The 18,070-nt window shown below is 61.3% G+C and carries 19 protein-coding genes; 11 read left to right on the top strand and 8 right to left on the bottom strand.

Translation table 11 applies throughout. The features are described 5' to 3' along the window. Positions 1–22 precede the first annotated feature (22 nt). Positions 23–619 carry a phosphoribosylglycinamide formyltransferase gene (gene purN / locus B9Z47_RS10155; RefSeq protein WP_108331101.1) on the top strand — a complete coding sequence of 199 codons (597 nt, stop codon included), beginning with the start codon at positions 23–25 and terminating at the stop codon, positions 617–619. Positions 620–659: 40 nt separating this feature from the next. Here purN and B9Z47_RS10150 read toward each other — a convergent pair whose 3' ends face one another. Then, complete coding sequence (locus B9Z47_RS10150; protein WP_108331100.1) at positions 660–1,343, bottom strand: glutathione S-transferase; 684 nt, start codon at positions 1,341–1,343, stop codon at positions 660–662. 194 nt (positions 1,344–1,537) lie between these two features. Between B9Z47_RS10150 and B9Z47_RS10145 the strand changes: the two genes are divergently transcribed. Further along, complete coding sequence (locus B9Z47_RS10145; protein ID WP_199226356.1) at positions 1,538–2,386, top strand: dienelactone hydrolase family protein; 849 nt, start codon at positions 1,538–1,540, stop codon at positions 2,384–2,386. Between the two features lie 69 nt (positions 2,387–2,455). Further along, on the top strand, positions 2,456–3,298 hold the full coding sequence (locus tag B9Z47_RS10140) for a ZIP family metal transporter (RefSeq protein ID WP_108331215.1): 843 nt from the start codon (positions 2,456–2,458) through the stop codon (positions 3,296–3,298). Between the two features lie 12 nt (positions 3,299–3,310). On the opposite strand, the gene B9Z47_RS10135 is transcribed toward B9Z47_RS10140, so the two are convergent. From B9Z47_RS10135 to B9Z47_RS10125, 3 genes are read right to left on the bottom strand one after another with little or no spacing between them, the layout of a single operon-like run. Beyond that, on the bottom strand, positions 3,311–4,168 hold the full coding sequence (locus B9Z47_RS10135; protein WP_108331099.1) for a sulfurtransferase: 858 nt from the start codon (positions 4,166–4,168) through the stop codon (positions 3,311–3,313). 18 nt (positions 4,169–4,186) lie between these two features. Continuing rightward, entirely contained in the window at positions 4,187–5,074 is an 888-nt protein-coding gene (locus B9Z47_RS10130) for a DMT family transporter (protein WP_108331098.1), read from the bottom strand. A 13-nt stretch (positions 5,075–5,087) separates the two neighbouring features. After that, positions 5,088–6,215, bottom strand: coding sequence for an aromatic ring-hydroxylating dioxygenase subunit alpha (locus B9Z47_RS10125; protein WP_108331097.1), 1,128 nt, complete (start codon positions 6,213–6,215; stop codon positions 5,088–5,090). Positions 6,216–6,313: 98 nt separating this feature from the next. On the opposite strand from B9Z47_RS10125, the gene B9Z47_RS19115 reads away from it, so the two are divergent. From B9Z47_RS19115 to B9Z47_RS10105, 5 genes are all read left to right on the top strand, one after another. Beyond that, entirely contained in the window at positions 6,314–6,448 is a 135-nt protein-coding gene (locus B9Z47_RS19115) for a hypothetical protein (protein ID WP_255418454.1), read from the top strand. A 34-nt stretch (positions 6,449–6,482) separates the two neighbouring features. Further along, positions 6,483–6,734 carry an exodeoxyribonuclease VII small subunit gene (gene xseB / locus B9Z47_RS10120; protein WP_108331096.1) on the top strand — a complete coding sequence of 84 codons (252 nt, stop codon included), beginning with the start codon at positions 6,483–6,485 and terminating at the stop codon, positions 6,732–6,734. Then, positions 6,731–7,636, top strand: coding sequence for a polyprenyl synthetase family protein (locus tag B9Z47_RS10115; protein WP_108331095.1), 906 nt, complete (start codon positions 6,731–6,733; stop codon positions 7,634–7,636). Before xseB ends, B9Z47_RS10115 begins: the two co-directional genes overlap by 4 nt. A 3-nt stretch (positions 7,637–7,639) precedes the next feature. Next, positions 7,640–9,502 (top strand): 1-deoxy-D-xylulose-5-phosphate synthase, encoded by a 1,863-nt coding sequence (gene dxs / locus B9Z47_RS10110; protein WP_108331094.1) that lies wholly within the window; start codon positions 7,640–7,642, stop codon positions 9,500–9,502. Between the two features lie 171 nt (positions 9,503–9,673). After that, on the top strand, positions 9,674–10,753 hold the full coding sequence (locus B9Z47_RS10105) for a TRAP transporter substrate-binding protein (protein WP_108331093.1): 1,080 nt from the start codon (positions 9,674–9,676) through the stop codon (positions 10,751–10,753). 141 nt (positions 10,754–10,894) lie between these two features. On the opposite strand, the gene B9Z47_RS10100 is transcribed toward B9Z47_RS10105, so the two are convergent. The 3 genes from B9Z47_RS10100 to B9Z47_RS10090 all read right to left on the bottom strand — a co-directional run bounded on the left by B9Z47_RS10100 (position 10,895) and on the right by B9Z47_RS10090 (position 14,480). Then, entirely contained in the window at positions 10,895–12,619 is a 1,725-nt protein-coding gene (locus B9Z47_RS10100; RefSeq protein WP_108331092.1) for a TRAP transporter large permease subunit, read from the bottom strand. 20 nt (positions 12,620–12,639) lie between these two features. Continuing rightward, on the bottom strand, positions 12,640–13,233 hold the full coding sequence (locus B9Z47_RS10095) for a TRAP transporter small permease subunit (RefSeq protein WP_108331091.1): 594 nt from the start codon (positions 13,231–13,233) through the stop codon (positions 12,640–12,642). Positions 13,234–13,382: 149 nt separating this feature from the next. After that, positions 13,383–14,480, bottom strand: coding sequence for a substrate-binding domain-containing protein (locus B9Z47_RS10090; RefSeq protein WP_369912047.1), 1,098 nt, complete (start codon positions 14,478–14,480; stop codon positions 13,383–13,385). 128 nt (positions 14,481–14,608) lie between these two features. Between B9Z47_RS10090 and B9Z47_RS10085 the strand changes: the two genes are divergently transcribed. The 3 genes from B9Z47_RS10085 to B9Z47_RS10075 are packed head-to-tail and all read left to right on the top strand — an operon-like array spanning position 14,609 to position 16,880. Continuing rightward, positions 14,609–15,346 (top strand): ABC transporter permease, encoded by a 738-nt coding sequence (locus B9Z47_RS10085; protein WP_108331090.1) that lies wholly within the window; start codon positions 14,609–14,611, stop codon positions 15,344–15,346. Beyond that, positions 15,346–16,068 carry an ATP-binding cassette domain-containing protein gene (locus B9Z47_RS10080; RefSeq protein ID WP_108331089.1) on the top strand — a complete coding sequence of 241 codons (723 nt, stop codon included), beginning with the start codon at positions 15,346–15,348 and terminating at the stop codon, positions 16,066–16,068. Before B9Z47_RS10085 ends, B9Z47_RS10080 begins: the two co-directional genes overlap by 1 nt. Next, positions 16,065–16,880, top strand: coding sequence for an extracellular solute-binding protein (locus tag B9Z47_RS10075; protein ID WP_108331088.1), 816 nt, complete (start codon positions 16,065–16,067; stop codon positions 16,878–16,880). Before B9Z47_RS10080 ends, B9Z47_RS10075 begins: the two co-directional genes overlap by 4 nt. Here B9Z47_RS10075 and B9Z47_RS10070 read toward each other — a convergent pair whose 3' ends face one another. After that, the gene (locus B9Z47_RS10070) at positions 16,881–18,020 is read right to left on the bottom strand and encodes a sigma-54-dependent Fis family transcriptional regulator (protein WP_108331087.1); all 1,140 of its coding nucleotides are present in this window, start codon (positions 18,018–18,020) and stop codon (positions 16,881–16,883) included. Between the last annotated feature and the right edge of the window lie 50 nt (positions 18,021–18,070).

The following is an 18,070-nucleotide window of genomic DNA, read 5'->3' as shown; positions in this document are numbered from 1 at the left end:
TGCAGGGATAATCCAGCCCTTCATGAAAAACATCGTCATTCTGATTTCGGGCTCGGGCTCCAACATGGCTGCCATCGTGCGCGCCGCAGAGCAGGGCCGATGGGCTGAGCGCCTGAACGCCCGGGTGGCCGCCGTGCTGAGCAACCGGGCCGATGCCCAAGGGCTGGTTTTTGCCCAGGAACACGGTATTCCCACCGCCGTGCTGGACCACAAGGCCTTTCCCAGCCGTGAGGCTTTTGATGCCGCTTTGATGGCCGAGATTGACCAGCAAGCGCCCGACTTGGTGGTGCTGGCGGGTTTCATGCGCATCCTCACGCCCGGGTTTGTGGCGCACTACGCCGGGCGTTTGATCAACATCCACCCCTCCTTGTTGCCTGCTTTTCCGGGCTTGAACACGCACCAGCGAGCGCTCGACGCCGGTTGCCGCTTTGCCGGGGCCACGGTGCACCAGGTCACGGCCGAACTGGACCATGGGCAGATTTTGGCTCAGGCCGTGGTGCCCATCTTGCCCGGGGATACCGCTGCGACCTTGTCAGCGCGGGTTTTGAGTCAGGAGCACCAGATTTATCCGCGTGCCGTGGCGGCATGGATCAGCGATTTTTCGCAGTCGGTGGCTTGAGACCTGCAGGTGCCCTGTTCGCAAGCCCCCCGTCTGTTGTTCAGACTTCGGCCTGGCAAGACGCCGAGTCTTGCCAAGGCGCGTGCTTTTGCATGATGGCTTTGAACAGGTCAGACGATTCAAAATGGGTCAACCACGCGGCCAAGGCGCGCCAAGGCTGAGCGGCAAACCAGACCGGGTCGGTGTGGGCGAATTGCCGCACAAAGGGGGCCATCGCCGCATCGGCCAGGCCGAAGTGCCCGCCCGCCAAAAAAGGCTGAATTTGAAGTTCCTGCTCCAGCGATGTCAGCCAGGGCGCTGCCAAATCGCGGTCCGTGCTGCCGCTGGCAAGCCCTGATCGCTGGGGGTATTTGTAGCGGTCCAGGTGGCGCTTGAATGGCCCATCGTTGTGCGCGATCTGTGCCAGGGCTTTGGCCAAGGCCGTGTCCCTGTCGGGCAGCCAGTTCAGCGGGTCGTGCTGGCGCAGTGCCCACCACATGATGTCCAGGCTTTGTTCCAGCACTTGCCCACCGGCAGGGCCAGGCACCCACAAGACCGGCACCGTGCCTTTGGGCGACAGGCCCAGCATGTGGGCCGATTTGTTTTTGAGGACCACTTCGCGGTGTTCATGAGGCACGGCACTGGTGTACAAGGCCAGCCTGGCGCGCATGGCGTAAGGGCAGCGGCGAAACGAATACAAAACCGGGCACGGCGGTTCAGACGGCTGGGGGGACACATTGGGCATGGCTTGAGTCTAAATGCCCATGAAAATTTCAAGCAGACGTGTCTGCCGGGCAGGGCCAAGGACCACAATGGCCTTGCGCTGTGCAGCGCACGGACGCTTGTGCCAAGATGCAAGCCCCTTTCTATTGGACGACTGAGGAGACTGCCTTGAACAACGACCTGTTTGACGACACACAAGCCCTGCTGGGTGGGCGCATGGGGGCTGGTGGGGCCACACGCCGGGGGGCTTTGAAAGCCGCTTTGGGGGTGGGTTACGCCGCAGCGGCGATGCCCATCATGGCGCAATCGGCCATCAAAACGCCTGCCACAGGCCTGGTCACTGGCGAAGTGACCATCGATGTGAATGGTTTCAAAATGCCCGCTTACCGCAGTGCGCCCGCGGGCAAGACCGGTTTGCCGGTGGTGTTGGTGATTTCTGAAATTTTTGGCGTGCATGAGTACATCGCTGATGTCACGCGTCGCCTGGCCCAAGCTGGGTACATGGCCATTGCCCCTGAGCTGTTTGTGCGCCAGGGTGACGCCAGTGCCTATGGCGAAATCGCCAAATTGCAAGCCGAAGTGATCTCCAAAGTGCCCGATGCCCAGGTCATGGGCGATCTGGACGCCACCGTGGCCTGGGCCGCTGCCAACGGCGGTGACACCAACAAGCTGGCGATCACCGGTTTTTGCTGGGGCGGGCGCATCACCTGGTTGTATGCGGCGCACCAGCCCAAACTCAAGGCGGGCGTGGCCTGGTATGGCCGACTGGTGGGCAACGCCACGGCGCAGACGCCGGTGCACCCTTTGGCTTTGGTGGGCAGCCTGAAAGCCCCCGTGCTGGGTTTGTATGGTGCGGCCGACACCGGCATCCCCCTTGACACGGTTGATAAGATGAAAGCTGAACTGGCCCAAGGCCCTGCAGCGGCCAAAGCCAGTGAGTTTGTGGTTTATCCTGAGGCCCCACATGCCTTTCACGCCGACTACCGCCCAAGTTACCGCAAGGGACCGGCAGACGATGGCTGGCAGCGTTTGCTGGCCTGGCTCAAACGCCAGGGTGTGGCCTGATTTTTGTGAGCACAGCAGCCGCCCTTCGGGGCGGTTTCTTTTGGGGTGCGACGCACCTCGGGAAACATGATGACTTTATTGGCGATTTTGGTGGGTACTTTGGTGGCGGGCATTGGCAGCGTCTGGGTGGCGGCTTGGCTGAGTTTTGGCATTTTGAGCCGTTACACCCAGCACATGCTGAGCCTGGCCGCTGGGGCTTTGATGGCCACGTCGTTCTTGCATTTGCTGCCGGAAGCCTTCGAGAGCGAAGCCGGGGCGCATGAGCTGTTCCTGACCCTCCTGTTGGGCTTGGTGTTTTTCTTTTTGCTCGACAAGGCCGAACTTTGGCACCACGGGCACGAGCATGGGCACGGCGGTCATCACCATGGGGGCGATCCCGATCCAGCACAGGCCTCAAGCCACGATCACAAGGCGCATGGTCATGGCCACAGCCATGCCCACCAGGCCGAAGACAAATTGCGCGGCCAATGGGCGGTGTTGGCCGGTGACAGCGTGCATTGCTTTGGCGACGGCATCCTGATCGCCTCGGCTTTCATCGCCGACATGCGCCTGGGTGTGATTGCCGCGCTGGCGGTGTTGGCGCACGAGGTGCCGCACCACATGGGCGATTTGGCGGTGTTGCGCCACGGCAGTGGCAGCCGAAAAGCCGCCATCATCAAGGTCTCCATGGCCGGGGCCATCACGGCGCTGGGTGGGGCGGTGGGCTACGTGCTGGTGGACGCGCTGCACGACTGGTTGCCTTATTTCCTGGTGGTGGCCAGCAGCAGCTTCGTTTATGTGGCCCTGGCTGACCTGATTCCCCAATTGCAAAAGCGTCTGTCTGCACGCGAGACGGCTTCACAGATCCTGTGGTTGGGCGTGGGCATCGGCATGGTGGTGCTGGTCAGCGCTGTGGCTGGGCACAGCCACTGAAGCGCAGCTGTCTCAGCCTTGGGCGCACGGCAGGCCGGGGCTGCGGCACCACTCGCTCCAGCTGCCCGCATACAAGGCGGTGGGGCCGTAACCGGCCAGTTCCATCGCGATCAGATTGGGCACCGCCGTCACCCCGCTGCCGCAGTGGTGCACCACGCTGTTGGCAGGGCGGCCCGCGAGCACCTGGTTCCATTCGGTTTGGAGCAGCTCCGGGCTTTTGAAGCGGCCGTCCTCGGTGAAGTTGTCGGTGAAGGGGCGGTTCAGTGCCCCCGGAATGTGCCCCGCCACCGGGTCCAGCGGCTCCACTTCGCCCCGGTAACGGGCACCTGCGCGGGCATCGACGATGGTCTGCTGGGGTCGCCCCAAAGCGCTGGAGACGGTCTCGGTCAGCACCAGTTGGCGCAGTGGTGCTTTCACCTCAAAACGAGCTTGAACTGGGGCAGCTGCCGTGCCGCTGGACAAGGCGCCACCCGCGTCTTTCCAGGCTTGCAGGCCACCGTCCAGCACGGCCACGGCATCGTGTCCCAGCCATTTCAGCATCCACCACAGGCGGCCGCAATAGTGGCCCTTGTTGCGGTCGTAGACCACGATTTGCATGCCGTTGTGGATGCCCAAACGTCCCAGCCATTGCGCCACCAGCGCGCGTTGCGGCAGGGGGTGGCGGCCACCGTTGACGGCTTGCTCGGGGTCGTGTGTGCTCAGGTCCTTGTCCAAGTGGGCGGGCAGGGCGCCTGCAATGCGTTCGCTGGCAAAAAAGCTGTCGGCCAGCTCGGGTTTCATCAGGTCAAAACTACAGTCCAGCACGGCGCAGGGCGTGCCTTGTGCTTGCAGGGTTTGCAGTTGGGCTGCGGTGATCAGCAGGGTGTACATGGGTGTTGTCTCCAAAGCTCAATGTTCTTCGGCCGGGGCGCGGGGCAGGGTGCGGTTGCGCAAGATGGTGGAGGCAATGCCGCTGACCATGATGAGGCCCATGCCCAGCCAGCCCATGAGTGGGATCTGGTCACCAAACAGCATCAGGCCAAACAAGGCACCAAAGACGATGCCTGAATATTGCAAGTTGGCCACCACCAAGGTGGAGCCCCGGCTGTAGGCCTTGGTCATGCACAACTGGCCCAGGGCTGCCAGTATTCCCACGGGCAACAACCACAGCACGCTGGGCCAAACCCATGCGCTCATGCCGGTGATCAGCGTCAACATGGCACCCACTGCGGTGGTGCCCACCGAAAAATAAAACACGGTACGGGCTTCGGGTTCGTTGAGCCGTCCGAGCGCGGCGACCTGAATGTAGGCCAATGCAGCCACCAAACCCGACAACAGGCCGATGATGCCTGCAAACAATTGGTCTTGCTCAATGGTGGGACGCAGCAGCAAGATGACACCGGCAAAGCCCGCGATCACCGCCAGCACGACAGGCCCCTGCCGTGTGGCGTCTTGCAGTTTGCCCACCACCAAGGTGCCACCGACCAAAAATACCGCGACCCAGATGCCACTCATGTAATTGAGCGTCATGGCGGTGGCCAGTGGCAAATGACCGATGGCGTAAAACCAGGCCGCCAATGAAGTCACCCCCACCACCGTGCGCCAGACATGCATCATGGGAATGGGCGTGCGCAAACCAACGCCTTGTAACCGGCAGATGGTGGCCATGAAGAACACCCCGATCAGGCCCCGGAAAAAAACCAGCTCAAAGGTGTGGAAGTGGGCTGACGCGAATTTGATGCAAACACCCATCATCGAAAAAAACAGCGACGCCAGGATCATCCAGGAAGCTTGCATCAGGCGATAACTCTCAAAGGGTCTTCATTTGCCGGCGGTACCACTCGTGAAAGTGCTGCATGCCGTCTTCCATGGGGCTTTGGTAGGGGCCCACTTCGTTGTCGCCTCGGGCCAGCAGGGCTTTGCGGCCCGCGTCCATGCGCTCGGCAATTTCATCGTCCTCAATGCAGGTTTCCATGTAGGCGGCCTGCTGGGCTTCGACGAATTCGCGCTCAAACGCCACGATTTCTTCAGGGTAGTAAAACTCCACCATGTTCAGTGTCTTGTTGGCGCTGATCGGGTGCAGGGTCGACACGGTGAGCACATGCGGGTACCACTCGACCATGATGTGCGGGTAATAGGTCAGCCAGATCGCGCCGCGCTCGGGCAGTTGGCCGTCGCGGTACTTCAGCAGCACCTCGTGCCACTTTTTGTAGGTGTCCGAGCCGGGTTTGCCAAAGCCGCCCGACACGCCCACGGTTTGCACCGAATAGTGTTCCTTGAACTCCCAGCTCAGGTCGTCGCAGGTCACAAACTGGCCCAGCCCCGGGTGGAAGGGGCCGACGTGGTAGTCCTCCAGATAGACCTCGATGAAGGTCTTCCAGTTGTAGTTGCACTCGTGCAGCTCGACGCGGTCCAGGGCGTAGCCTTCAAAGTTCAGCAGCGCTCTGGGGCCCATGCCGGCCAGGTCGGCGGCGATGTCGCGACCGTTGTCTTCAAACAGCAGACCGTTCCATTCCTGCAACTTGTAGTTGTTCAGGTTCAGGCAGGGGTCGTGCGCAAAGTGGGGTGCGCCCAGCAGCTCGCCGCTGGGCGAATAGGTCCAGCGGTGCAGCGGGCAGACGATGTTGCCGCCAGCGCTGCCCTTTTGCTGGGTTTGCAGGTTGCCCCGGCCGTTCAGCATGACGGCCTGGCGGTGGCGGCAGACGTTGGAGACGAGTTCGACCCCGCCTTGGGCATTGCGTACCAGGGCGCGGCCTTGCGCCTCGTGGGGCAGGGCGTAGTAGTCGCCCGGGTTAGGCACGGCCAGCTGGTGGCCCACGTAGCGGGGGCCTTGCCGGAAGAGCGTGTTCAATTCGCGCTGGAACAGCGCTTCATCGAAATAAGTGGAAACTGGTAGTTGGCTTGCGGCCTGCTGCAGTTGAAGACTTAAATCAGACATGGGTGACCTGACCTAGAGACTCCCCCTATGAAGGGGCAGGGACAAAGCGCTGAATTCAGTGAAAACGGCGCAAAAAAATGACAGGAGATTTCCTGTCGATGAACCAAGATTCTACCCCGGAGGGTGAGCCCCGCCGTGCACTGCTGCACTGGCCATGGAAAAATCAGGGCTTGTCTGTTCATACCCGTCTTGCGGTCTTGACGCTGATCGGTGTCAGTCTGATCAAGGCTTAAGGCCTAAAATCGGGTTTTTTCCTCGGAACACGCCATGCCCAAGGTCGCCACCACCGACGCCGTCGACAGCCCCGCTGCATTACCGACCACTTACGAAGCGGCTTTGTCGGAGTTGGAGTCGCTGGTGGGCCAGCTTGAGTCCGGGCAAATGCCTCTGGACCAGTTGCTGACGGGCTATCAGCGCGGTGCCGCCTTGCTGGCCTTTTGCCGCGACAAACTCAAGGCCGTGGAAGACCAGATCCAGATCCTGGACGGTGGTCAACTCAAATCCTGGAGCGGTGCATGAGTGCTTTTGACCTCCAAGCCTGGATGCAGCCGCACTTGGCTCGCGTCGAGCAGGCTTTGTCGGCAGGCATTGCGGCCGATTCTCCCGCCGCACTCGGGCAGGCCATGCGCTATGCCGTGCTCGATGGCGGCAAGCGTCTGCGGCCTCTTCTGGTGCTGGCCACGGCCGAAGCGGTGGCCGGTGCCGCTGACGGGGTGGCGGCTTTGCGGGCGGCTTGCGCCATCGAGCTGATCCATGCTTACTCTTTGGTGCACGACGACATGCCCTGTATGGACAACGACGTGCTGCGGCGTGGCAAACCCACGGTGCATGTGCAGTTTGGCGAGGCCCAGGCCTTGCTGGCCGGTGACGCCTTGCAGACCTTGGCCTTCGAATTTTTGACCCCGACGGGCGGCAGCGTGTCCGTTGCGGTGCAGGCGGCCTGTGTGGCCTTGCTGGCCCGGGCCTCGGGCTACCAGGGCATGGCCGGGGGCCAGGCGATTGACCTGGCCAGCGTGGGCCAGCGCTTGAGTGAAGACCAGCTGCGCCAGATGCACCGCCTCAAAACCGGGGCGCTGTTGTTGTGCAGCGTGCAAATGGGCGTGGCCTGTGTGCCGGGCGTTTCTGCCCCTGTTCAGGCGGCGCTCCAGCGTTTTGGCGAGGCCCTGGGCCTGGCCTTTCAGGTGGTGGACGATGTGCTGGATGTGACGGCCGATTCGGCCACGCTGGGCAAAACTGCGGGCAAGGACGAAGCTGCCGACAAACCCACTTATGTGGCGCTGATGGGGCTGGAAGGTGCCAAGGCCTATGCCGATGTCCTGAGCGCACAGGCCACGCAGGCCCTGGCCGATACTGGATTGTCCGATGCGCGCTTAGAGGCACTGCGTGCCTTGGCCGCCATGGTGGTAGAAAGAAACAACTGATTTATGACCGCATTGCTTCCAACCATTGACTCGCCGGCCGATTTGCGCCGCTTGCCGCGTACCGATTTGCCGCGCCTGGCCGACGAGCTGCGCCATTGCGTGCTGGACAACGTGTCCAAGACCGGTGGGCACTTGAGTTCCAACCTGGGCACGGTGGAATTGACAGTAGCGCTGCACTACGTCTTCAACACCCCGGAGGACCGCATCGTCTGGGACGTCGGGCACCAAACCTACCCGCACAAAATCCTCACGGGTCGGCGCGAGCGCATGCCCACGCTGCGCCAGTTTGGCGGACTGTCGGGCTTTCCGCGCCGCGACGAGAGCGAGTACGACACTTTTGGCACGGCCCATTCATCGACAAGCATTTCGGCCGCTTTGGGCATGGCCGTGGCCGCACGTCAAAAGGGTGAGTCGCGCCATTCCATCGCGGTGATCGGCGACGGCGCGATGACCGCTGGTATGGCCTTCGAGGCGCTGAACAACGCGGGTGTGGAAGAGTGCAAGTTGCTGGTGATCCTGAACGACAACGACATGTCGATCAGCCCACCCGTGGGCGCGCTCAATCGTTACTTGGCCCAGCTGATGAGTGGGCGCTTTTACTCGGCGGCCAAGGCCGGGGCCAAGAATGTGCTGAAAAATGCACCGCCTTTGTTCGAGCTGGCCAAGCGTCTCGAAGAGCATGCCAAAGGCATGGTGGTGCCCGCCACGCTGTTTGAGAAATTCGGCTTCAACTACATCGGCCCGATCGATGGGCACGACCTGGAGTCGCTGATCCCGACACTGGAGAACATCAAGCACCTGGACGGTCCACAGTTCTTGCATGTGGTGACCAAAAAAGGCCAGGGCTACGACAAGGCCGAGGCCGATCCGGTGGCCTACCACGGCCCCGGCAAGTTCGATCCGAATGTGGGCCTGGTGCCTGCGGCCACGCCCGCCAAAACCACCTTCACCCAGGTGTTTGGCCAGTGGCTGTGCGACATGGCCGAGAAAGACATGCGCTTGGTCGGCATCACGCCCGCCATGCGTGAAGGCTCAGGCATGGTGGAATTTCACCAGCGCTTTCCCAAACGCTATTACGACGTGGGCATTGCCGAGCAGCATGCCGTGACCTTTGCTGCGGGCATGGCCTGCGAGGGGCTCAAGCCCGTGGTGGCCATTTATTCCACCTTTTTGCAGCGCGGCTACGACCAGCTGATCCACGACGTGGCGCTGCAAAACCTGCCGGTGGTGTTTGCGTTGGACCGTGCCGGCCTGGTGGGGGCCGACGGTGCCACCCACGCTGGGGCCTATGACATCGCCTACATCCGCTGCATCCCCAACATGAGCCTCGCCTGTCCGGCCGACGAGCGCGAATGTCGCCAACTGCTCAGCACGGCCTACGCGCAAAACCACCCAGTGGCTGTCCGTTATCCGCGCGGTGCGGGCGTGGGCGCGGTGCCTGGGCGCGATCTGGACACCTTGCCTTTTGGCAAAGGCGAGGTGCGCCGCCAGGGTCAAGGTTTGGCCATTCTGGCCTTTGGCACCTTGCTGGCTCCGGCTTTGCAGGTCGCAGAAAAGCTCAACGCCACCGTGGTCAACATGCGCTGGGTCAAACCGCTGGATGTCGGGTTGTTGGCGCAGATCGCGCAAACCCATGAGCGCATCGTCACGGTGGAAGAGGGCTGCGTCATGGGTGGCGCGGGCAGTGCCGTGGGCGAGGCTTTGCAGCAGTTGAACCTGCAGCGTTCAGTGCTTCACTTGGGGTTGCCTGATGCGTTCATCGAGCACGGTGACCCGGCCAAGTTGCTGGCCTTGCAGGGCTTGGATGCGACGGGCATCGCGCAGTCCATTCGCCTGCGTTGGCCTGATCTGACCGGCTCGGTCTGAGTTTCAGACAGGCCGGGCTTGCCTGATGCCGTGACGTGAAATTTTTTCAATCCGGCATCGGAGGGTAAACCCGGGCCGTTTGGCGTTCTGTTGGTTTTTACAATACCGAGTGACGCAACTGTCAACGCCCGGCGTTCCGGGCGTGTTTCTTATCTTTTAAGGAGTCCATTCATGGATCGTCGTTCCATTCTGAAAAATGCAGGCATTGCGGGCGTTTTGGCCGCCGGTGTTGCACCTGCCGTTCACGCACAGGCCGCCATCCGCTGGCGTCTGGCTTCGAGCTTCCCCAAGTCCCTGGACACCTTGTTTGGTGGTGCAGAGCTATTCGCCAAGAAGGTCAAGGAGATGAGCGGCGGCAAGTTCGAGATCACCACCCACGCGGCCGGTGAACTCATGCCTGCATTCGGTGTGCTGGACGGCGTGCAAAACGGCACCGTGGAATGCGCACACACCGCGCCTTATTACTTCTTTGGCAAGGACGAAACCTTTGCCCTGGATTGCGCGATTCCGTTTGGCCTGAACAGCCGCCAGATGACCGCCTGGATGGTGCACGGCAACGGCATGAAGCTGATGCGCGAGCACTACGCCAAATTCAACATCGTCAACTTCATGCTGGGCAACACCGGCACGCAGATGGGCGGCTGGTTCCGCAAGGAAATCAAATCCTCTGCCGACCTCAAGGGTCTGAAGTTCCGCGTGGGCGGTTTCGCCGGCAAGGTGCTCGAGCGCATGGGTGCTGTGCCCCAGAACATTCCTGCTGGTGAGATTTACCAGTCTCTGGAAAAAGGCACGATCGATGCGGCCGAGTGGATCAGCCCCTACGATGACCTCAAGCTCGGCCTGAACAAGGTGGCGCCTTTCTATTACTACCCTGGCTGGTGGGAAGGCGGCCCACAGCTGACGCTGATGGTCAACCAGAAAGCCTACGACGCCCTGTCGCCCGAAAACAAAGCCATCGTGGAAGCTGCTTCCACTCTGGCCCATGTGGACATCCAGGCCAAGTACGACGCATTCAACCCCGGTGCACTCAAGCAGCTGGCTGCCCAGAAGACCAAAGTCCTGCCTTTCCCGAAAGAGATGATGGACGTGGCTTTCAAGCACTCACAGGCGGTGTACAGCGAACTGAACGAGAAGAACGCGAACTGGAAAAAGGTCTTCGCTGACTACTCCAAGTTCCGTGCTGACCAGAACTGGTGGTTCCGTTTCGGTGAAGCCCGTTTCGACAGCTTCATGCAAGCTCAGAAGCTCTGATCGGTTCCTGATCGCTCAATCAACCCGCCGTGTGCAAGCCCGGCGGGTTTTTTTACGGCTAGACGCAAACCCCTGGGTCCGGCGCTACCATGAAAAAAGCCCACCGGTCAGGGTGGGCTTGAATCGTTGCCTTGGATCAGATCAGGGCTTCTTGGGCTCTGCCTGGAGGTCTTTCATCGGATCGTCCAGGTCGCGCATGGGGTCCGCAGCTTCTTGCATGTCTTCGGCAGGGGCGGCTTCCATTTGCACGTTACTGATATCGACGGGACCTGTTTTATCCAGACCACCCGAGACGATTTCTGGGAAGGCAATGATCAGGCCGACCATGATGATTTGAATGACCACGAAGGGCACCGCACCCCAGTAAATCTGCATCGTGGTGACGGGCTGGATTTCCTTCTTGGTGGTTTTGTCCAAGTAGGCCTTCACCGGTGCCACGCTGCGCAGGTAGAACAGGGCAAAGCCAAAGGGTGGGTGCATGAAGGAGGTTTGCATGTTCACACCCAGCAGCACGCCGAACCAGATCAGATCGATGCCCAGCTTTTCGGCCACTGGGGCCAGCAAAGGCACCACGATGAAGGACAACTCGAAGAAGTCCAGGAAGAAGGCCAAGAAGAAAATCATCACGTTGACCGCAATGAGGAAGCCCAGTTGGCCACCTGGCAGATTACCCAGCAAGTGCTCCACCCAGATGGGACCGTCGACACCCTGGAAAACCAGGCTGAACACGGTGGAGCCAATCAGGATGAAGACCACGAAACAGGACAGTTTGGTGGTGGTTTGCAGGGCTTGCTTGAGCAAGGACATGTCCAGGCGTTTGCGCGACATGGCCATGATGAAGGCACCCAGCGCACCCATCGCCCCGCCCTCGGTCGGTGTGGCAATGCCCAGGAAGATGGTGCCCAGCACCAAAAAGATCAGCAAGAGCGGCGGGATCAGCACGAAGGTGACCCGCTCGGCCATGCGCGACAGCAGGCCCAGGCGGCTGATCTTGTTGATCACGGCGATGGTGAACGCCAGAATCACGCCCACGCACATGGACACCACAATGGTCTCATCGGTGGCCACCATGGGTACTTCTTCAGCCTTCCACCAGCTCAGCACATCGGCGTAGTGCTGGCCAAAGTAAACCGCCACCGACGTGGAGATGATGGTCAGCACCAGCAGGGACAGCAGGCCGCTTTTGCCGCTGTCTTCGCGGATGGTTCGGGCTTCCAGCGGCAGGGCAGGGACCCAGTTGGGTTTGAAGATGGCGACCAGCACCACGTAACCCACATACATGCCGGTCAGGATGAAGCCGGGAATGAAGGCACCTTTGTACATCTCACCCACGCTGCGACCCAGTTGGTCGGCCAGGATGATCAGCACCAGTGAAGGCGGAATGATCTGTGCCAAGGTGCCGGACGCGGCAATCACGCCCGAGGCGATGCGGCGGTCATAGCCGTAGCGCAACATGATGGGCAGGGAGATCAGGCCCATGGAGATGACCGATGCGGCCACCACGCCCGTGGTGGCGGCCAGCAAGGCCCCCACAAAAATCACGGCAAAAGCCAGACCACCCCGGATGGGGCCGAACAATTGGCCGATGGTGTCCAGCAGGTCTTCGGCCATGCCGCTGCGTTCCAGAATCAGGCCCATGAGCGTGAAAAACGGAATGGCCAGCAAGGTTTCGTTTTGCATGATGCCGAAAATGCGCAGCGGCAAGGCCTGCATCAGGCTTTCGGGCAGAACGCCCAATTCGATCCCGATGAAGCCAAAGAACAGACCGCAGGCGCCCAGGCTGAACGCCACGGGAAAGCCCATGAGCAAAAAGACGATCAGCCCCAAAAACATGATCGGGGCGAGGTTGTGTATGAGGAATTCCATGATGAGGGTGTCCTTGGGAATCAGCTGGCTTTGGTTTCGGCCAATTTGCGAATGGCTTCAGCCAGATCTTCTTCGGCGGTCTTTTCCACTTTTTTGGCTGTCGGGTCTTCGATCAGCCCTTTCAGGAAAGCCACACGCTTGATCAACTCGGAAACCCCTTGCAGCATCAGCAAGCCAAACCCCAGAGGGATCATGGCGTAGACCGGCCAGCGAATCAGACCGCCCGCGTTGGACGAGACCTCACCGCTGATCAGCCCTTTGTAGAAGAAGGGGGTGCTGTACCAGAGGATGGCCAGGCACAAGGGCATCAAAAACACGACAAAGCCGAAGATGTCGATCTTGATCTGGGTTTCTTTGCTGAACTTGCTGGACACCACATCGATCTTGACGTGTTCGTTGTTCAGCAAGGTGTAGCCTGCTGCCAGCAGGAAGGAGGCGGCAAACAGATACCACTGCACTTCCAGGTAAGCGTTGGAGCTGGTGTTGAAGATCTTGCGCACCAAGGCATTGACGCCGCTGATGAGGGTCGAGGCCAGGATCAGCCAGATCACATATTTCCCGATCCAGGTGCTGACGCGGTCCATCAGGTTTGAGAATTTGAGCAGGGCTCCCATAGAGGGTCTCCAAGGTAAGGGATGCGGGATTTTACGTGCCGGAGCAGCCCACCCTCTGAATCTGACGCTCAGGGCCTGTTGATATTTTTGCCGCGCTCTTTGAAGAGCTTTCATGCCTCAAGTTGCGGCATCTTGGGTGCTTGAGAGAATCACCGCCACCACGGCAGCATGTTTTTCAGTGACTGGACATGGCCGCACTCGGGCATGGTTTGATAGCCCGTGACGGTGTTGAGTTGGGTTTGCCATGCTTTGGATTGCAAGATGCCCATCAATTGCATCAATGCCGGTGTCGCTAAAGCGCTTTTCAGGCAAACCAGCCAGTAATGCTCTTGTGCCAAGGGGATGAAATCCAGCCCGTGGCTGTGGGCTGCGGACGCGATGCCCACCCCCACATTGGCGTGACCCGATGCAATCTGTGCGGCCACAGCGGCATGTGAGGGCTCTTCGTGCGCGTAGCCCGACAAGGATTCGGTGGGTATCTGAGCTTGGTGCAGCCAGTGGTCCAGCAGCAGACGGGTGCCGGTGCCCAGACTGCGGTTCACCATCTGTACGCCAGGTTGGGCGAGGTCCGCCACAGTTCGGAAGTTGCGCGGATTGCCGACTTGCACCATCAGGCCCTGCTGCCGCAACGCAAAACCAATCAGTTTGTGACGGCCGGTTTTCAGCAAGGGGCGGTAGGTGCGCGCGATCAGCGAGTCTGCGGCAGGCTGTGCGGGCGCATGAAAGCCAGCCACGGTGCAGCGGCCTTCGTTCAAGGCGCGGATCGCGTCCACGCTGCCGCAAAAGCGGATGTCCAGGTGCAGGGCTTGTTGTGCGGTTTGTTGCTGTAACTGCACCAGCGCGTCGTCATGGCTGGCATACACCGTCAACAAATGGCTAGCGGGGTCAAAGGCCACAGCAAAGGTTTTTTCCAACTCGGCATGCAGGGCGCTGATCTGGGGGGCCAGCCGGGCCTGCGCCTGGCGTTCGGCCCACAGCAACTTGTCGGCAAATTCGCTCAGGCGGGCGGCATGGCCTTTTTCCCAAAGAATCAGGGGCTGCTCCAGTGCTTGCTCCCAGCGTTTGAGTTCGCCCCAGACGTGGCGATACGACAGCTGCAAAGATTTAGCCGCTCCGGCGATCGAGCCCGCTTCGCGCACGGCTTGCAGCGTGTCCATCAAGGGGTTGCGCAGGGGGCTGGTTTGGTGGCGCTGCGCCGCTTCGTCCGGGTGAGGCGTCCAGCTGTAAGAGAGGTTGATGTGTTGCACAGGCTGGAGTTTGCCTCAATCTGCAACAGGTGCCAGGGCACAACACGCGCAGCGTATGCAAATGATTTCATAGCGGACATCCCTTATCTGAAGGGCTTCTTTCGTCCGTTAGCATCAGCCACAACTTTATGAACACCTTCTCCGACAGCTTGGGCACCGCTCTGGCGCTCATTGCTTCTTTCGACCCCGCACTTTGGACGGTGGTGATGCGGTCTTTGGCCGTCAGCGCCACGGCCTGCCTGCTCGCCTACGGCCTGGGCGTGGTGCTGGGCGCTTGGCTGGCCGTGTCGCGTTTTGCGGGGCGCGGCGCGGTGCTGGTCGGCTTGAACACTTTGCTGGCGCTGCCCTCGGTGGTGGTGGGGTTGGTGGTGTATTTACTGCTCTCGCGCACCGGGCCTTTGGGTTTTCTGGGTTGGTTGTTCAGCTTCAAGGCCATGGTGGTGGCGCAGGTCATTCTGGTGGTGCCGGTGGTCACGGCGCTCACGCGGCAGGTGGTCGAAGACGTGGAGCGTCAGCACGGCGAGCAATGGGCCTCTCTGGGTGCAGGGCCTTGGTTGCGCGGGATGTTGCTGGCTTGGGACGAGCGGCTGGCCTTGCTCACGATCGGCGTGGCGGCTTTCGGGCGGGCGATTTCCGAAGTGGGTGCGGTGATGATCGTGGGCGGCAACATCGACGGGTTCACACGCGTCATGACCACGGCCATTGCACTCGAAACCAGCAAGGGCGATTTGCCGCTGGCGCTGGGCCTGGGCCTGGTCTTGCTGGTGGTGGTGCTGTTGCTCAACGCGGTGGTGGCGGGTTTGCGCCGTTGGGGTGAAAAACGTCAGGGCAGCCGCTTGGCCGCGCCCAAAGGCTGGGTCGCGTGATGACATCGGCCGTTGTTCAGTTGCACGATGTGTCGGTGCGTTTGGGCCCGGTGGAGGCCCTCAAGCGGGTCAATTTGGTCATTCAGCCCGGCGAGCGTGTGGCCCTGGTCGGCTCCAACGGCTCGGGCAAGAGCACCTTGCTGCGCACCGTGCATGGCTTGTTGCATCCTGCCCAGGGCCATGTCGAGCGGCATCCGGTGTTGCGCCAGGCCATGCTGTTTCAAAGGCCGCATTTGCTGCGCATGTCGGCACTGCACAACGTGGCACTGGGCCTTTGGCTGGACCGCACGCAGGGTCTGGGCTGGGCGCAGGCCAAGGCGCTTGCCATCACCGCCTTGCAGCGCGTGGGCCTGAGTGCTGTGGCCCATCAAGGCGGGCGGCAATTGTCGGGCGGACAACAGCAGCGCTTGGCCATGGCCCGCGCCTGGGGCCGTCAGCCCGATGTGTTGCTGCTGGACGAGCCCACCGCCAGCCTGGACCCGCACGCCAAACGCGAGGTTGAGGCCTTGATGGCGGATTTTGCGAATGGCCTGGACCGTGCCTTGACCCTGATCTGGGCCAGTCACAACCTCGGTCAGGTCAAGCGCCTGGCCACCCGCGTTGTTTACCTCGAGGGCGGCCGCGTCTTGGCCGATTTACCAGTGGCTGATTTTTTTGACGCGGCGAAGCTGTCTGACCACAGCCCAGCAGCCCATGCTTTTGTTCAGGGAGAACTTTCATGACTTTCAAATTTGCATTCACCCGTCGCGTCCTGTTGTGCGCTGTTTTCGCCAGCAGCTCGGTTTGGGCCCAGGCCCCATCCATCGTGATGTCTTCCACCACCTCGACCGAGCAATCGGGCTTGTTTGCCCAGTTGTTGCCTGCGTTCAGAAAAGCCAGCGGGTTGGATGTGAAGGTGGTGGCGCTGGGCACCGGTCAAGCGCTGGACATGGCCCGTCGCGGTGACGCCGATGTGGTGTTTGTGCACGACCAGGCGGCCGAGGAAAAGTTTGTCGCCGATGGCTTTGGCCTGAAACGCTTGCCTGTGATGTACAACGACTTTGTGCTGATTGGCCCCAAGGCCGACCCGGCGGCTGCCCGTGGCCAGGACATCGTGGCGGCTTTGGCCAAGCTGTCTGCCAGCAACACAGCGTTTGTGTCGCGCGGTGACAAGAGTGGCACCCATGCCGCCGAATTGCGCTTTTGGAAGATGGCCAATTTGGCCGAGAAAAAAGGCGGCGGCTACAAGGAATGCGGCTGCGGCATGGGCCCGGCTTTGAACATCGCCGCATCCTCGGGCGCGTATGTGCTGGCCGACCGTGCCACTTGGCTGAATTTCAAAAACCGCGCTGATCTGGCGATTCTGGTGGAAGGGGACAAGCGCTTGTTCAACCAATATGGTGTGATGGTGGTCAACCCCGCCAAGCACGCGCACGTCAAACAGGCCGATGCGCAGAAATTTGTGGATTGGATCACTTCGGCTGCAGGTCAGGCCACGATTGCCGATTACAAAATCGGCGGCCAGCAGCTGTTCTTCCCGAACGCGGGCCAATGATCAACTTTTGGGCACACCCAGCTTGCGGTAAACCGTGGCGCGGCTGATGCCCAGGGCGCGCGCTGCTTCGGCCACGTTGCCGCGTGCCTGGTTCACGGCCTCGCGGATCATGTCGGTCTGCACGTCCTTGAGGGGCTTGGGTGTGACGCCTGTCCGATGCATCGGCGCTGCGGGCTGGGCCGCTGCGGCCGAGTTCCCTGGACGCAAGGCTTGAGTTTGTAAACGCAGGCCGGACCACAACGGCAGTTCCTGGGTGTGACCCCTGCGGCTGGCGGCATCGAACAAGCTTTCCCAGGGCGAGGCAAATACGTCGCTCGCGTGCAGCGTTTGGCCGTGCGTCGCGGGTGACAAAGACAGCATTTGCCGTGCAGTCGGATTGGCTCCCATGACGTGGCCATCGCTGTCGAGTGTGAGCAAGCCGTCGCTGTCGTCGCCGGGCTGGTTACCGGGCCAGTTCAGGCGCAGCACCAGGGTGTGTGCGGTGGACAGCAGCCAGCTGTTTTCGATGCTGCGGGCCGAGCGACGCACCAGGTGTTTCAGGGCGGGGCGCTCGGTGGTTTCAATGCCGGTCAAGTCGAGCATCCCTGCGCAAAACCCATCGGGACCGAACACTGGTGCGCCAGCGCAACTGTAGGCGCTGTTGTCCTGGAAAAAGTGCTCTCCCCGGTGCAGCCATACCGGCTGCAGTTCGTTCAGGGCGGCGCTGATGGCGGTGGTGCCCACGGCTTTTTCGGACAAGTCCACCCCCACACGGGCGATCACCTCGGCTCGGCGGTCCTGCCGGTCTACCGGGCCATGCACATCGACGACGATGCCGTCGGCATTGGTCAGGATGGCGAAGTAGCGGATGTCGGCAATGGCCCTGGCCAGCTCCACCAGCACCGGCTGGGCTGCTTGCACCAGCGGACGGCTGGCCTCCTGCACGCGTCGCATGTGCTGGGCCGAGATGGCCTCAAAGCCCACCGGCTGGCCCGGCTGCAGGCCCATGCCCAGGCAGCGCTGCCAGGACTGGGCAATCCAGGGTGAAACACCCGTGGCCGATGCGCCTGTGCCCAGGGCAACGCAGCGCCCCTGAAAAACCAGTTCGCGGGCTTGTGCAATGCGGTCGAGGCGGTCACCGGAAAAGGAGGTCAGGGACATGTCAGGTGTGTATCAAGCTGAGAATTTTTGAAGCCAACCCTGCCAAACCT

It is taken from the genome of Limnohabitans sp. 2KL-1 (assembly GCF_003063435.1).
GTDB lineage: Bacteria > Pseudomonadota > Gammaproteobacteria > Burkholderiales > Burkholderiaceae_C > Limnohabitans_A.
This window is presented reverse-complemented; position numbering and strand designations above follow the sequence as displayed.

Coding starts and splice junctions, on each gene's coding strand:
- purN (WP_108331101.1), top strand. CDS start 23: ATGAAAAACATCGTCATTCTGATTTCGGGCTCGGGCTCCAACATGGCT.
- B9Z47_RS10150 (WP_108331100.1), bottom strand. CDS start 1,343: ATGCCCAATGTGTCCCCCCAGCCGTCTGAACCGCCGTGCCCGGTTTTG.
- B9Z47_RS10145 (WP_199226356.1), top strand. CDS start 1,538: ATGGGGGCTGGTGGGGCCACACGCCGGGGGGCTTTGAAAGCCGCTTTG.
- B9Z47_RS10140 (WP_108331215.1), top strand. CDS start 2,456: ATGACTTTATTGGCGATTTTGGTGGGTACTTTGGTGGCGGGCATTGGC.
- B9Z47_RS10135 (WP_108331099.1), bottom strand. CDS start 4,168: ATGTACACCCTGCTGATCACCGCAGCCCAACTGCAAACCCTGCAAGCA.
- B9Z47_RS10130 (WP_108331098.1), bottom strand. CDS start 5,074: ATGCAAGCTTCCTGGATGATCCTGGCGTCGCTGTTTTTTTCGATGATG.
- B9Z47_RS10125 (WP_108331097.1), bottom strand. CDS start 6,215: ATGTCTGATTTAAGTCTTCAACTGCAGCAGGCCGCAAGCCAACTACCA.
- B9Z47_RS19115 (WP_255418454.1), top strand. CDS start 6,314: ATGAACCAAGATTCTACCCCGGAGGGTGAGCCCCGCCGTGCACTGCTG.
- xseB (WP_108331096.1), top strand. CDS start 6,483: ATGCCCAAGGTCGCCACCACCGACGCCGTCGACAGCCCCGCTGCATTA.
- B9Z47_RS10115 (WP_108331095.1), top strand. CDS start 6,731: ATGAGTGCTTTTGACCTCCAAGCCTGGATGCAGCCGCACTTGGCTCGC.
- dxs (WP_108331094.1), top strand. CDS start 7,640: ATGACCGCATTGCTTCCAACCATTGACTCGCCGGCCGATTTGCGCCGC.
- B9Z47_RS10105 (WP_108331093.1), top strand. CDS start 9,674: ATGGATCGTCGTTCCATTCTGAAAAATGCAGGCATTGCGGGCGTTTTG.
- B9Z47_RS10100 (WP_108331092.1), bottom strand. CDS start 12,619: ATGGAATTCCTCATACACAACCTCGCCCCGATCATGTTTTTGGGGCTG.
- B9Z47_RS10095 (WP_108331091.1), bottom strand. CDS start 13,233: ATGGGAGCCCTGCTCAAATTCTCAAACCTGATGGACCGCGTCAGCACC.
- B9Z47_RS10085 (WP_108331090.1), top strand. CDS start 14,609: ATGAACACCTTCTCCGACAGCTTGGGCACCGCTCTGGCGCTCATTGCT.
- B9Z47_RS10080 (WP_108331089.1), top strand. CDS start 15,346: ATGACATCGGCCGTTGTTCAGTTGCACGATGTGTCGGTGCGTTTGGGC.
- B9Z47_RS10075 (WP_108331088.1), top strand. CDS start 16,065: ATGACTTTCAAATTTGCATTCACCCGTCGCGTCCTGTTGTGCGCTGTT.
- B9Z47_RS10070 (WP_108331087.1), bottom strand. CDS start 18,020: ATGTCCCTGACCTCCTTTTCCGGTGACCGCCTCGACCGCATTGCACAA.